This is a genomic window from Variovorax sp. GW823-FHT02B07, from assembly GCF_058797695.1.
Map to the genome: position 1 here is coordinate 181,933 of NZ_JBXAJX010000004.1, position 14,510 is coordinate 196,442.

Consider the following 14,510-nt stretch of genomic DNA (forward strand, 5'->3'; position numbering starts at 1 on the left):
GGGACGGGTCGTGCTTACTTGCCGAAATTCCCCATCGGCTTGCCCAGGAGCTTGAGCTGGCCTTCGCTGAACTCGACCTGGCTGGCCAGGTCGTCGCCCGTGCGCTTCACGTAGCCGTTGGCTTCGCCCTGTTCGATCAGGCCCGCGAGCATTTCAGGCGGCGGCGTGCGGCCGCTCTCGGCGCCGGTTTCGGCCAGCTTCTCGATCCACTTCACGGGCACGCGCGCGTTGGCCTTGAGCACGCCGCGCTTGAGCACCAGTGCGTTGCCGGGCAGCTGCAGGTCTTCGTCGGTCACGCCGGCGAGGGCCACCGAGTAGCTGAGCTCGGCGCTGTGGCCGCCGATCTCGACCAGCAGGCGGTCCAGGCCGGCTTCGGGGCTGTGCTTGGCCATGGCCTTGAGGTCGGGCGCGAGCTGTTCGATGAGCGCCTGCATCGCGTCCTTCTGGGCCTTGCTGCGCTGGCCGCAGCCGGCGCCGGCGGTCGACTGCAGCCAGGCGTCGGCCAGCTTCTTGTAGCCGGCCGCCTGGATGCGGCGCGCGCTGCTGGCGATCTCGAACTTGTCGATGGCGGTCTCGTTGACCTTGCCCTTGCCCTTGAAGGCGCCCTCGGAGGCGTACAGGCCGTCCTTGATGGTGGCTTCGCCGGTCAGGTCGATGCTTTGCAGCAGCACCTTGATCGCCTTGGCGGGGGCGGCCTCGGTGCCCGCGCCCAGGCCCAGTCCCTTGGGCGCGTTCAGCTCGAAGCTGTCGAGGCGGCCTTCGGACTTGCCGGTGGCAAGCATCCAGCCGGCGCTGCCGTCCATGTCGGCCTTGGCGGTGAACTTGCCCATCTTCAGCTGCACGCCCTTGGAGGCGGTGCTGACGTCCAGGCCGGGCATCGTCATGTCATAGCGCACGTGGGTGCGGGCCGCGTTCATGTCCAAGCGGGCTTGTGCACCTTGCCAGGCGAACTCGCCCTTGCCTTCTTCGGCCAGCTTGGCGGGCGCGACGGTGAAGTCGCTGGTGAAGCCGCCGCCGAAGCCGACCTGGGTGCGCGCGGTCAGCGGCTTGGCCTTGCCGAACAGCTTCTCGGCCTCGGCCTGCGCCTTGGCGTCGAGCACCAGTTCGCTGTCGATGACGGCCGCGGCCAGCGCGGCGCCGGCGATCGGGCCGTGGCGGATGGTGTCGCGGATGGTGATGCGCACGGGCTTGGGCGGGGTGGCCGCGGCGTCGCTGTCGTCTTCGGCGGGTTCTTCTTCGTCGCCTTCGGTCGCGGCCTCGGCGACGTCGGTCGTGGCGGCTGCCGGCGCGGCGGCGGGTGCCGACGCGGCAGGGGCGGTGGCGGCTTCGGCCTCGGCCGGGCAACCCAGTTCGAGCGTCACGGTGCTCACCGCGCCGAAGAAGTTGCGTTCGTAGCTGCGCTCGATCACGCGCACCAGCGCGGTCTGCTTGGGCAGTTCGCCCAGGGCGACGTCGTAGCTCGATTTGATTTGCGTGCCGGCCCACCAGGTGCTGCCGCCGTAGGCGACGGCGATGGCCGCGGCCAGGACTCCCAATACTGCTTTTTTGCTCAAGATTATTTTCCGATCGGTTGTTTGAAGGGCCGCCGCGGTGTCTCCCCGACCCGCGGCGTGCCTGCGCCACCCCCTGTGGCGGCGCCGGGCGATGCTAACGGAGCAGGGCAGTGCGTCACCCGATGGCCTTGCGTTTCGAGTTCTCTATACAATCGCGCGCCTGTTCCGGGAGCCATGCTTCGTCCACAGGGGCGAGATATGACTTACGGCACGGGGCGCCAAGGGTTTTTGGCGGGCTTTCGGGGGTATAACCCCGGGGTTCACCACTTGAGGACGCCCCCGACAACGTGAGCCGACGCGGCCTGACACCCGCAACGGTTCCCTTGGGAGGAGACACCCAGTGAAAGCGCGTTCCAGTTCGTACAAGGAGCCAGTCACCGTGAAGAAACCCGCCGCCAAGGCCACGCCAGCCACCAAGCCCGCCGCAAAGAAGGCGACGGCTGTGAAGGCTGTACCCGCGACGAAGAAGGTTTCTGCCACCGCTGCTGCTGCCTCTGCCGCGAAAGAGAAAAGCGCTGCCAAGAAGCCTGCGGCAACCCCGGCCAAGACCGGGACCGCGGCTGCCAAGAAGTCCGCCAAGCCCGCAACCAAGTCCGCGGGCGCGGCGCCTACGTCATCCCAACCGGTCGGCCGTCCTGCGGCCGTCCTTTCTGCTCCCCCGACCCCCATGAAAAAAACGGCTGCCGCCTCTTCTTCCGCCCCGGCGACACCCTCGATCCCCGCTACGCCCGCTCCCGCTGCGCGTGGTGGCCGCGTGTCCCGGCTGTCGCAACTGACCGTGCCCTCGATGCCGCAATCCGTGGCCTCGACCGCCGCCAAATCCAGCTTCTCGCAGGCACCTTCCACCGCGCTGGTGCCGCCGCCGCCCCTGGCCGTCAAGAAAGACCCGAAGCTGGCCAACAACTGGAAGACCAAGACGCCCGCCGAGCTGAGCGACGCCGAGGTCATCGCGATGCCCGACGACGAGTACATGAACGACAAGCAGATGGCGTTCTTCCGCCTGAAGCTCGAAGAACTCAAGCGCGGCATCCTCGAGAACGCCGGTGAGACCACCGAGCACCTGCGCGAAGACACCGTGGTCGTGCCCGACCCGGCCGACCGCGCCACCATCGAGGAAGAGCACGCGCTCGAACTGCGCACGCGCGACCGCGAACGCAAGCTGCTCAAGAAGATCGAGCAGTCGATCCAGCGCATCGACGCCGGCGACTACGGCTACTGCGACGAGACCGGCGAGCCCATCGGCGTCGGCCGCCTGCTGGCCCGCCCGACCGCCACGCTCTCGCTCGAAGCGCAGCAGCGCCGCGAGCTGAAGCAGAAAATGTTCGGGGATTGAACGGCAGCAAGGTAGAACGGAACCCGCGCTTTCGATAACCTTCTCTGAATGCCAAAGGAAGAGTCAGGCCGCCTTTTCTCGAAGGTGGCCAAGTTCGTTCGAAATCCCCTGAAAGACTGGTCGGAGCTGGACACGCCGTCCTCCGACTCGTCGCTGCCCGAGCAGACCTACAGCCGCGAGATGCTGAAGGAAATGATCGAGCGGCGCCAGCGCAACGACTTCGTGCGCCGCCGCGAGTTCGACATGCTGCGCAAGCTGCGCCAGCGCGAGGCGGCGGCCCATGCCTTCGAGGCGACGGTCACGCCGTCGTCGTTCAACCTCAACAGCACTTCCGAAAAATCCGAAGGCCGCGCACTCACGCTCAAGAAGATCGACGAGATCGAAGAGCAGATGTCGCAGCAGTGGTGGAAGGGCCGCGGGCCGAACGGCGAGACGCTGGTCAATCCGCCGCCCGACGCGGGCGCTGAAACGCTGCCGCCGGTCGACAGCGGCGGCGACCAGCTGCCGGTCGGGCAGGGCGCACCGGCCGCTTCCGAACCCGTGGCCGCAGCGCCGGCGGTTGCCGCTGCGGCAGCCGTTCCCGCGCCGCAGCCGTCCCGGCTCGCGCACGACGGCGCGCTCGAAGAGGCGGTGATCCGCTTCGCGCACGGCGACGACATCGGCGCCGAGGCCATCCTGCTGCAGGCACTGGCCGCCGAAAGTGTGTTCTCCGCCGACGACGCGACCGCAGCCGTCACGCTGGAGCGCGACGACGCCCGCTGGCGTGCGCTGTTCGACCTGTACCGCGCCACCGGCGACGCCGCCAAGTTCGCGGCCGCCCGCATGCGCTATGCGCAGCGCATGAAGCGCATGGGACCCGACTGGGTCTCGCTCGACGAACTCGCGCGCAGCGTGAAGGCCGTCACCGCCAGCGAGGACGCCGAAGCGGCCTCTGACACGACGGGCGCCGCCGACTGGGCCAGCCCCGCGCACCTGACGCGCGAGGGGCTCATGGCGCTCACACGCGCGCTCTCGCAGGCCGGCATGGTCTGGACGCTCGACTGGCGCGCGCTCACCGAGATCGATCCGTCGGCCGCCGCGCCGCTGCGCATCCTGTTCGCGCACTGGTCCGATTCGCCGGTGCAGCTGCGCTTCTTCGGCGCCTCGCAGCTCATGGCCGTGCTGGCCGCGGCCACGCCCAACAACGAGCGCCATCCCGACGACGCCTGGTGGCAGCTGCGCCTCGCAGCGCTGCGCATGATGCACCTGCCCGACGACTTCGAGTTGGTGGCGCTCAACTACTGCATCACCTACGAGGTGTCACCGCCGTCCTGGCAGGACCCGAAGGGCGAGTGCACCTCGCTGGCCGCGCCGTCGGCGAGTCGGCCGAGCTCGGTGTGGTCGCTGCTGTCGGTCGGGGGCGATTCCGAGAGCTTCCCGTCCACCGACAGCGGCTTTGCCGCGCTGGCGGGCGACCTGCGCGGCGATTCGCTGTCGTGCTGGCAGCGACTGGATCACGACCTGCGCCACACGACGGCGCCGGTCATCTCGTGCGCGGCCCTGCTGCGCATGGACCTGACGGCGGCTGGCACGCTGCTGAGCTGGGTCCGCGAGCGCGATGCGAACGGCGAGCGGGTGCAGTTCGTCGACGCCCACCGGCTGATTGCCGCGCTGTTCGGGCTGATCGGCATCACCGACCACGCCACGGTCGCGGTCCGCAAGAACTGACCCCGTCACAGGGGTTCCGCGGCCCCGGCGGGGCCGTGTTTTCCGCCAGCAGTTTGTCCGACCGCAAGGGTTGCATTGGCGGGGCCCATCCCCAGATGGCTGCGATGGAACAGTTTCACGGCACCACCATCGTGAGCGTGCGCCGCAAGACCCCCCAAGGCGATCAGGTCGCCATCGGCGGGGACGGGCAGGTCACTCTCGGCAACATCGTCATCAAGGGCACGGCGCGCAAGGTGCGGCGGCTCTATCACGGCAAGGTCCTGGCGGGTTTCGCCGGCGCTACGGCCGATGCCTTCACGCTCTTCGAGCGCTTCGAGGCCAAGCTCGAGAAGCACCAGGGCCACCTGACCCGCGCGGCGGTCGAGCTCACCAAGGACTGGCGCACCGACCGCGTGCTGCGCAAGCTCGAAGCCATGCTGGCCGTGGCCGACGCCACGACTTCGCTCATCATCACCGGCAATGGCGACGTGTTGGAGCCTGAAGACGGCGTGATCGCCATCGGTTCGGGCGGCGCCTACGCCCAGTCGGCGGCCAAGGCGCTGATCGACAACACCGAGCTCTCGGCCGAGCAGATCGTGCGCAAATCGCTGGCGATCGCCGGAGAAATCTGCATTTACACGAACATGAACCACACGGTGGAAGCGCTCTGACCATGTCCATGACTCCCCAGGAAATCGTCTCCGAGCTGGACAACCACATCGTCGGCCAGCCCGCCGCCAAGCGAGCCGTGGCCATCGCGCTGCGCAACCGCTGGCGCCGCCAGAAGGTCGACGAGAAGCTGCGCCACGAGATCACGCCCAAGAACATCCTCATGATCGGCCCGACGGGCGTCGGCAAGACCGAAATCGCCCGCCGCCTGGCCCGGCTGGCCGATGCGCCGTTCATCAAGGTCGAGGCCACCAAGTTCACCGAGGTGGGCTACGTGGGCAAGGACGTCGACTCCATCATTCGCGACCTCGCCGAGATCGCCGTCAAGCAGACGCGCGAATCCGAAAGCGTGAAGGTGCGCGCCCGCGCCGAAGACGCGGCCGAGGAGCGCATCCTCGACGCGCTGCTGCCCCCGGCGCGCGGCGCCGATGGCGCTGCGCCCGCACTCGACAGCCCCAACCCGACGCGCCAGGCCTTCCGCAAGAAGCTGCGCGAGCACCAGCTCGACGACAAGGAAATCGAGCTCGACCTCGCCGAAACCCGCGCACCGCTGGAGATCATGGGCCCGGCCGGCATGGAGGAAATGACCGAGCAACTGCGCGGCATGTTCGGCCAGCTCGGCGGCGGCAAGCGCAAGACGCGCAAGCTCAAGATCGCCGAGGCGATGCGCCTCTTGATCGACGAGGAGGCCGCCAAGCTGGTCAACGAGGACGAGATCCGCGCGCAGGCCATTGCCAATGCCGAGCAGAACGGCATCGTCTTCATCGACGAGATCGACAAGGTTGCCACGCGCAGCGAAGCGCAGGGCTCCGATGTCTCGCGCCAGGGCGTGCAGCGCGACCTGCTGCCGCTCGTGGAGGGCACGGCCGTGTCGACCAAGTACGGCGTGGTGCGCACCGACCACATGCTGTTCATCGCGAGCGGCGCGTTCCACCTGAGCAAGCCGAGCGACCTCATTCCCGAGCTGCAGGGGCGCTTTCCGATCCGCGTCGAGCTGCAGTCGCTCTCGGTGTCGGACTTCGAGAGCATCCTCACGCAGACCCGCGCTTCGCTCGTGAAGCAGTACCAGGCGCTGCTGGCCACCGAAGGCGTGACGCTCGACTTCGCGCCCGACGGCATCACGCGGCTGGCGGCCATCGCCTTCGAGGTGAACGAGCGCACCGAGAACATCGGCGCACGCCGTTTGTCGACCGTGATGGAGCGCCTGCTCGATGAGGTAAGCTTCGATGCCACCCGCATCGAGGGCCAGACGGTCCGCATCGATGCCGCTTATGTCGACGAGCGCCTCGCGGCACTAAGTCACGACGAAGACCTTTCGCGCTTCATCCTCTGAAGCCGCCTCCCTCGGCCCCTGTAACGGGGTCGTCCTTCACGCATCACTTTCACTGCGTGAGCTAAGTACTTCATTTTCAACACAATTCGCCGATTTCAAGGTTTGGAAATCGGCGCTAAGTCGTTGATTCCATTACAAAAAATACCCCCGGGCCCCAGTTGCGTCGCAAGTGTTTCCTGCTACAGTGGAAAAAAGTGCAGTTAAGTGGGAAAAAGTGCGGGCAACGCCCCTTCCGGGTGTCGCGGCACCTCCCACCACAGGGGTTTCGTGGTCGTGTTTCAAGGCGCTTCATCGCTCAGTCTGGATGCCAAGGGGCGGCTCTCCGTGCCGACCCGGCATCGCGACGTCCTGAGCGCCACGGCAGGCGGCCAGCTCACGATCACCAAGCATCCGCACGGATGCCTGATGGTGTTCCCCCGTCCTGAATGGGAAAAATTCCGCGAACGCATTGCTGCGCTGCCGATGTCGGCGCAGTGGTGGAAGCGCGTCTTCCTCGGTAACGCGATGGACGTCGAGATGGACGGCACCGGCCGCGTGCTGGTGTCGCCCGAGCTGCGCGCCGCCACCGGCATCAACCGCGAGACGCTGTTGCTGGGCATGGGCAACCACTTCGAACTCTGGGACAAGGCGACCTACGAGGCCAAGGAGGCCGAGGCCACCCAGGGCGAGATGCCGGATGTGTTTCAGGACTTCGCGTTCTGAGGAGCCCCGTGAACACCCCTCTGACCCACACGACCGTCTTGTTGAACGAGGCGGTGGAAGCCCTTCTTTCCGGCAGCGCGGCAGCCGCGGGCACGTACGTGGACGCCACCTTCGGCCGCGGAGGACATGCGCGCGCCATCCTCGCGCGGCTGGCGCCGGAAGGCAGGCTCATCGCATTCGACAAGGATGCAGAAGCGGTGGCCGAAGCAGCGCGCATCTCGGATGCGCGTTTTTCTATCCGCCACCAGGGATTCCGCTCGCTGGGCGAGTTGCCCGACGCCAGCGTCAACGGCTTGCTGATGGACCTGGGCGTGAGTTCGCCGCAGATCGACAACCCGGTGCGCGGCTTCAGTTTTCGTTTCGACGGCCCGCTCGACATGCGCATGGACACCACGCGCGGCGAGAGCGTGGCCGAATGGCTGGCAACGGCCGAACTTCAACAAATTGCAGAGGTGATCCGTGACTATGGCGAAGAACGGTTTGCTGTTCAGATTGCAAAGGCGATTGTTGCTCGCAGACAAGAACGGGGCGCAATTTCAACCACCACCGAACTGGCCGAGCTCGTGGCTGGCACGGTCAAAACCCGCGAGCAGGGCCAGAACCCTGCAACGCGCACATTTCAGGCTTTTCGGATTTTCATCAACGCCGAGCTTGAGGAGCTGCAACAAGCGCTAGAAGCCAGCCTGTCGGTGCTCGCGCCCGGCGGCCGGCTCGCGGTGATCAGCTTCCATTCGCTCGAAGACCGCATCGTCAAGCAGTTCATCGCCAAGCACTCGAAGGAGGTCTACGACCGCCGCGCACCCTTCGCCGCGCCCAAGGTGATGAAGCTGCACGCGCTCGAGCGCATCAAGCCGTCCGAAGAAGAGGTGCGCGGCAACCCGCGCTCGCGCAGCGCCATCCTTCGGGTGGCCGAACGCACGGAGGCCGGGTAGCCATGGCGCGCATCAACCTGCTTCTTCTGCTGGCCGTCATTGCGACGGCTTTGTACCTTGTGCACACCCAGTACCAGTCGCGCCAGCTCTACACGGAGTTCGACCGCGCCCTGCAGGAAACGCGCAAGCTCGAAACCGAGCATGACCGCCTGCAGGTCGAGAAGCGCGCCCAGGCCACGCCGCTGCGCGTGGAGAAGCTGGCCAAGGAACAGCTGCAGATGCGCACGGCCTCGCCGGCCATCACGCAGTACGTGCGCCCCGACGGCTCGGTGATCCCGGCCGTCGCGCCGCTGCCGCCGACCACGCCGGCCAAGCCCGGCACCGCCACCGCGAGGCCCGCCCGATGAGCCGCGGCAACCGCAGCGTGCGCTACACCACCAGCCCCTTGCTCGCGAGCAAGACGCCGGTGTGGCGCAGCAAGTTCATCGTCGCCGGCATCGCCTTCGGCTTCGTCATGCTGGCGGGGCGGGCCGCGTACGTGCAGGTCTTCAACAACAGCTTCTTCCAGCGCCAAGGCGAAGTGCGCTTCGCCCGCACGCTGGAGCTGCCGGCCAACCGCGGGCGCATCCTCGACCGCAACGGGCTCATCCTGGCGTCCAGCGTGGTGGCGCCCAGCATCTGGGCCATTCCCGAAGACGTGGAGCGCGACGACCCCGAGGTGCGCGCCAAGCTCAAGCAGGTGGCCAAGCTGCTCGGCATGCCGCAGAAGGACTTCGACAAGAAGCTCGAAGACGAAGACAAGACCTTCGTCTGGATCAAGCGCCAGGTCGACGAGCCCATCGCCAAGCAGATCGCCGCGCTCAACCTCAAGGGCATCTACCAGCGCAAGGAATACAAGCGCCAGTACCCCGAGGGCGAGGCGGCCGCGCACGTGGTGGGCTTCACCAACGTGGAAGACAACGGCCAGGAAGGCATCGAACTGGCGTTCAACAAGGAACTGGCCGGCAAGGCCGGTTCGCGTCGCGTCATCAAGGACCGGCTGGGCCGCGTGGTCGAGGGCGTGGGCGAGCAGGTGCCGCCGGTCGAGGGCCGCGACATCCAGCTCAGCGTCGACAGCAAGGTGCAGTTCTTCGCCTACCAGAAGCTGCGCGACGCTGTCACCGCGCGCCGCGCCAAGGCCGGCAGCGTGGTGGTGCTCGACAGCACCACCGGCGAGGTGCTGGCGTTGGCCAACTACCCGAGCTACGTGCCCGACAAGCGCCAGAACCTCACCGGCGAGCAGCTGCGCAACCGCGCGCTCACCGACACCTTCGAGCCCGGCTCGACCATGAAGCCCATCACCGTGGCGATGGCGCTGGAGGCCGGCCGCGTCAAGCCCTCCACCATCATCGACACCGCGCCCGGGCGCTACCAGCTGGGCGGCTTCACCATCAGCGACACCCACAACTACGGCTCGCTGACGGTCGAGGGCGTGATCCAGAAGTCGAGCAACGTGGGCGCGCTCAAGATCGCCCAGAAGATGACGCCCCACGAGATGTGGGACACCTACACCGCGCTGGGCTACGGCCAGAAGCCGCAGATCCAGTTCCCCGGCGCCGTGACGGGCCGGCTGCGTCCGTGGAAGACCTGGAAGCCGGTCGAGCAGGCCACCATGGCCTACGGTTACGGCCTGTCGGCCTCGCTGTTCCAGATGGCGCATTCGTACACCTCGTTCGCGCACGACGGCTCCATCATCCCGGTCACCATCCTGAAGAACACCGAGCCGCCGGTCGGCGTGCGCGTGTTCTCGCCCTCCAACGCGCTTGCGGTGCGCAAGATGCTGCAGATGGCCGCCGGCCCGGGCGGCACCGGCACGCGCGCGCAAACGGTGGGCTACTCGGTCGGCGGCAAGTCGGGCACGGCCCACAAGCAGGTCGGCAAGGGCTACGCCAGCAACAAGTACCGTGCCTGGTTCACCGGCATGGCGCCCATCGAGAAGCCGCGCATCATCGTCGCGGTGATGATCGACGAGCCGACCGACGGCCAGTACTTCGGCGGCCTCGCCGCGGCGCCGGTGTTCAGCGAAGTCGTGCAGCAGACGCTGCGCATGATGAACGTCCCGCCCGATCTGGCGGTCAAACCCCTCGTGCAGACGCAAGACGTCCCCGAGAGCTTCTGACATGCTGACACTCACTTCCCCCACCACCGCCGCGTTCTGGCTGAAAGAGCGCGTGCAGGGCGCGCTGCTCGCCGACAGTCGCGCGGTCGGCCCGGGCGATGCCTTCATCGCCTGGCCCGGTGCCGCGACCGACGGCCGCCAGCACGTGGCGGCCGCGCTGGCGCAGGGCGCCGTGGCCTGCCTGGTCGAGCACGAGGGCGTGGACGCCTTCGGCTTCGACGGCGACGAGCGCATCGTGAGCTACCCCGGCCTCAAGGCCGCCACCGGCCCGATCGCCGCCGCCTTCTACGACAACCCCTCGGCGCAGCTCGACCTGCTGGCCGTGACCGGCACCAACGGCAAGACCTCCACCGCGTGGTGGCTGGCCGAATCGCTGTCCACGCTGCGCGCGGCCGGCGGCGTGCGCGCGATGCGTCCCGACGGCACCACCGAGCGCGGCGCCCCGTCGCCCTGCGCCGTGGTCGGCACGCTGGGCATCGGCGTGCCGCCCGAGCTCACCTACACCGGCCTGACCACGCCCGATCCCGTGATGCTGCAGCGCGCGCTGCGCGACTTCGTCACCGAAGGCTTCGGCGCCTGCGCCATCGAGGCTTCGTCGATCGGCATTGCCGAGCGCCGGCTCGACGGCTGCCGCATCGCGGTCGCCGTGTTCACCAATTTCACGCAGGACCACCTCGACTACCACGGCAGCATGGACGCCTACTGGCAGGCCAAGGCCGAACTGTTCCGCTGGCCCGGCCTGCGCGCCGCGGTGATCAACATCGACGACATGCATGGCGCCAGCCTGTGCGCCAATCTGCTGGACGCCGGCATCGGCGCGCTCGACGTCTGGACCGTCTCGGCCGCCGGCAAGCCTGCACGGCTCATGGCGCGCGACATCGGCTACGACGCCCAGGGCCTGCAGTTCACCGTGGCCGAGCACGGCAGCACGGCGCCGGCCGAGCGGCTCGCCACCGGGCTGATCGGCCAGTACAACGTCGCCAACCTGCTCGGCGTGCTCGGCACCTTGCGCGCGCTGGGCCTCACGCTCGCCCAGGCCGTGGCCGCCTGCGCCCACCTCAGCAGCGTGCCGGGCCGCATGGACCGCGTGCAGCCGACCGACGGTGCACCGCTGGCCGTGGTCGACTACGCCCACACGCCCGACGCCCTCGACAAGGCCCTCGCCGGCCTGCGCCCGCTGGCCAGGCAACGCGGCGGCGCACTGTGGTGCGTGTTCGGCTGCGGCGGCAACCGCGACCCGATCAAGCGCCCGCTGATGGCGGCCGTCGCCGAACGGCAGGCCGACCATGTCGTGCTCACCAGCGATAACCCGCGCAACGAGAACCCCGACGCCATCATCAGCCAGGCGCTGCGCGGCTTCACGCGCGTCGAAGCGGCCCGCGTGCAGGTCGACCGTGCGCGCGCCATCGCCGAAACCATCGCTCAGGCGGCACCGCAAGACGTGGTGCTGATCGCCGGCAAGGGCCACGAAGAGTGGCAGGAGATCGCCGGCCAGCGCCTGCCGTTCTCCGACAAGACCCACGCGCTTGAAGCGCTCGCGAAGCGGGGTGCCGCATGACCGCCATGGCCACGCCCGTCTCCACGCCGCTCAACCTCACACTGGCGCAGGCGCAGCAATGGGTGCCGGGTTCGCGACTCGTGGGTGATCCGGCCACCGTGATCGCCCGCGTCCACACCGACACCCGCACCCTGGCCGCGGGCGACCTGTTCGTTGCGCTCAAGGGCGAGCGCTTCGACGCCAACGACTTCCTGGCCGACGCGAAGAAGCAGGGCGCCGTCGCCGCCATCGCGCACGGCGGCCTCGAAGCCGCAGGGCTTGCCGGCCTCGAGGTGCCCGATTCGCTCATCGCGCTCGGCGCGCTGGGCGCCGGCTGGCGCGCGCAGTTCAGCCTGCCGCTGATCGCCGTCACCGGCAGCAACGGCAAGACCACGGTCACGCAGATGATCGCGTCCGTGCTCGCCGCCTTCCGCGCCGACCGCGCGCTGGCCACGGCCGGCAACTTCAACAACGAGATCGGCGTGCCGCTCACGCTGATGCGCCTGCGCGCGCAGCACCAGCTGGCGGTGCTCGAACTCGGCATGAACCATCCGGGCGAGATCGCGCGGCTGGCCGCCATGTCGCAACCGACCATCGCGCTGGTCAACAACGCGCAGCGCGAGCACCAGGAGTTCATGGCCAGCGTCGAGGCGGTCGCCATCGAGAACGCCGCCGTGTTCGCCGAACTGCCCGACGACGGCACCGCCGTGTTCCCCTACGGCGACACCTTCACCTCGCTGTGGACCGACTTGGCGCGCCAGAGCGGTTCGCGCCGCTGCCTGACCTTCGGCGAGCACGCCGACGCCGACATCTCGCTCGACAGCGCCGAATGGCAGCAGGGCGCCTGGCGCGTGCGCGTACGCACGCCGCTGGGCGCCTTCGATGCGCGTCTGCACATCGCGGGCCGCCACAACGTGGGCAACGCGCTCGCCGCCACCGCCTGCGCGCTGGCGGCCGGCGTGTCGCTCGACACCATCGCCGCGGGCCTGTCGGCCTTCGAGCCGGTCAAGGGCCGTTCGCGCGCCAGCGAGGTCGTGCTGCCCGGCGGGCACGCGCTCACGCTGGTCGACGACAGCTACAACGCCAACCCCGATTCCGTGATCGCCGCCATCGACGTGCTCACCGGTCTGCCCGCGCCGCGCCTGCTGGTGCTCGGCGAGATGGGCGAGGTCGGCGACCGCTCGCCGGAATTCCACGCCGAGGTCGGCGCCTGGGCGCGCCAGCGCGGGCTCGACGCCGTCTACACGCTGGGCGGCGAGACCGTGCATGCGGCGACGGCTTTCAACAACAACAACGATGGTGTCGATGGACGCCATTTCGACGATTTCGACACGCTCCGCGCGGCCGTGCTCGCCCGCCTGCCGCAGCTGGGCAGCGTGCTGGTCAAGGGGTCGCGCTTCATGAAGATGGAGCGCGTGGTGCAGGCGATCGAAGCACAACAACAAAAGGAGGCCGGTCATGACGCATGAGCCGCGCAACACACCATGCTGATGTCCCTGGCCCAATGGCTGCAGACGCTGTCGCCCGAGTTCGGGTTCTTGCGCGTTTTCAACTACCTCACGTTCCGCGCGCTCATGGCCGCGCTGACCGCGCTCGTGGTCGGCCTGGTGGCCGGCCCCTATGTGATTCGTCGCCTCGCCGCACTCAAGATCGGCCAGCCGATCCGCGGCTACGGCATGGAAACGCACCTGACCAAGAGCGGCACGCCGACCATGGGCGGCGTGCTCGTGCTGTTCGCCATCGCCTTCGCCACCTTGCTGTGGTTCGACATCTCGAACCGCTTCGTGTGGATCGTGCTGTGGGTCACGATGGGCTTCGGCGCCATCGGCTGGGTGGACGACTGGCGCAAGGTGGTGCGCAAGGACCCCGAAGGCATGCGCTCGCGCGAGAAGTACTTCTGGCAATCGCTGGTCGGCCTGCTCGCGGGCTTCTACCTGCTGTTCAGCATTTCCGAGAGCTCCAACTGGCGCGTGCTCGAGCTGTTCTACGCCTGGGTGCGCTCGGGCTTCGACCTCGACTTTCCGCCCAAGATCAACCTGCTGGTGCCCTTCTTCAAGGAAGTGAGCTACCCGCTGGGCGGCATCGGCTTCGTGATCCTCACGTACCTCGTGATCGTGGGCGCGAGCAACGCCGTCAACCTGACCGACGGCCTCGACGGCCTGGCGATCATGCCGGTGGTGATGGTGGGCTCGGCGCTGGGCGTGTTCGCCTACGTCACGGGCAGCGCGGTGTACTCCAAGTACCTGCTGTTCCCCAACATCCCGGGTTCGGGCGAGCTGCTGGTGTTCTGCTCGGCCATGGCCGGCGCGGGCCTCGCGTTCCTCTGGTTCAACACCCATCCGGCGCAGGTCTTCATGGGCGACGTGGGCGCGCTCGCACTGGGCGGCGCGCTGGGCACCATCGCGGTCATCGTGCGCCAGGAGATCGTGTTCTTCATCATGGGCGGCATCTTCGTGGTCGAGGCGATCTCGGTGATGGCGCAGGTCATGTACTTCAAGTACACGAAGAAGCGCTACGGCGAGGGGCGCCGCGTGCTCAAGATGGCGCCGCTGCACCACCACTTCGAGAAGAGCGGCTGGCGCGAGACGCAGGTCGTCGTGCGCTTCTGGATCATCACGATGCTGCTGTGCCTCATCGGCCTGTCGACGCTGAAGCTGCGGTAACCAC

12 protein-coding genes are annotated in these 14,510 nt (G+C 68.1%); 11 read left to right on the plus strand and 1 reads right to left on the minus strand.

All coding sequences use genetic code 11. From position 1 onward, the window contains the following. Positions 1 to 14 precede the first annotated feature (14 nt). A complete protein-coding gene (locus AC1RGU_RS21705; protein WP_492698073.1) occupies positions 15 to 1,553 on the minus strand; it encodes a YdgA family protein in 1,539 nt (512 codons plus the stop codon). Between the two features lie 379 nt (positions 1,554 to 1,932). Here AC1RGU_RS21705 and dksA point away from each other — a divergent pair, with 379 nt between their 5' ends. From dksA to mraY, 11 genes are all read left to right on the plus strand, one after another. After that, positions 1,933 to 2,886, plus strand: coding sequence for an RNA polymerase-binding protein DksA (gene dksA, locus AC1RGU_RS21710; RefSeq protein WP_253252425.1), 954 nt, complete (start codon positions 1,933 to 1,935; stop codon positions 2,884 to 2,886). A 48-nt stretch (positions 2,887 to 2,934) separates the two neighbouring features. Then, entirely contained in the window at positions 2,935 to 4,593 is a 1,659-nt protein-coding gene (locus AC1RGU_RS21715; protein WP_492698071.1) for an STAS domain-containing protein, read from the plus strand. A 104-nt stretch (positions 4,594 to 4,697) separates the two neighbouring features. Further along, positions 4,698 to 5,243, plus strand: a complete 546-nt coding sequence (hslV, locus tag AC1RGU_RS21720; RefSeq protein ID WP_056508874.1) for an ATP-dependent protease subunit HslV — start codon at positions 4,698 to 4,700, stop codon at positions 5,241 to 5,243. A gap of 2 nt (positions 5,244 to 5,245) precedes the next feature. Continuing rightward, positions 5,246 to 6,574 (plus strand): ATP-dependent protease ATPase subunit HslU, encoded by a 1,329-nt coding sequence (hslU, locus tag AC1RGU_RS21725; protein WP_492686301.1) that lies wholly within the window; start codon positions 5,246 to 5,248, stop codon positions 6,572 to 6,574. 273 nt (positions 6,575 to 6,847) lie between these two features. After that, on the plus strand, positions 6,848 to 7,276 hold the full coding sequence (gene mraZ / locus AC1RGU_RS21730) for a division/cell wall cluster transcriptional repressor MraZ (protein ID WP_056576192.1): 429 nt from the start codon (positions 6,848 to 6,850) through the stop codon (positions 7,274 to 7,276). 8 nt (positions 7,277 to 7,284) lie between these two features. Further along, positions 7,285 to 8,208: a 16S rRNA (cytosine(1402)-N(4))-methyltransferase RsmH gene (gene rsmH / locus AC1RGU_RS21735; protein ID WP_447772398.1), complete on the plus strand. Its 924-nt coding sequence runs from the start codon at positions 7,285 to 7,287 to the stop codon at positions 8,206 to 8,208. 2 nt (positions 8,209 to 8,210) lie between these two features. Continuing rightward, positions 8,211 to 8,555, plus strand: coding sequence for a cell division protein FtsL (gene ftsL / locus AC1RGU_RS21740; RefSeq protein WP_159273867.1), 345 nt, complete (start codon positions 8,211 to 8,213; stop codon positions 8,553 to 8,555). Beyond that, positions 8,552 to 10,306 (plus strand): peptidoglycan D,D-transpeptidase FtsI family protein, encoded by a 1,755-nt coding sequence (locus AC1RGU_RS21745; RefSeq protein ID WP_095743607.1) that lies wholly within the window; start codon positions 8,552 to 8,554, stop codon positions 10,304 to 10,306. The genes ftsL and AC1RGU_RS21745 overlap by 4 nt, the downstream gene beginning before the upstream one ends. Before the next feature lies 1 nt (position 10,307). Beyond that, entirely contained in the window at positions 10,308 to 11,864 is a 1,557-nt protein-coding gene (locus tag AC1RGU_RS21750; protein ID WP_492698069.1) for a UDP-N-acetylmuramoyl-L-alanyl-D-glutamate--2,6-diaminopimelate ligase, read from the plus strand. A 5-nt stretch (positions 11,865 to 11,869) separates the two neighbouring features. After that, a complete protein-coding gene (locus AC1RGU_RS21755) occupies positions 11,870 to 13,312 on the plus strand; it encodes a UDP-N-acetylmuramoyl-tripeptide--D-alanyl-D-alanine ligase (RefSeq protein ID WP_492698285.1) in 1,443 nt (480 codons plus the stop codon). A gap of 15 nt (positions 13,313 to 13,327) precedes the next feature. Next, positions 13,328 to 14,506, plus strand: a complete 1,179-nt coding sequence (gene mraY, locus AC1RGU_RS21760; protein ID WP_099795073.1) for a phospho-N-acetylmuramoyl-pentapeptide-transferase — start codon at positions 13,328 to 13,330, stop codon at positions 14,504 to 14,506. Positions 14,507 to 14,510: the final 4 nt, after the last annotated feature.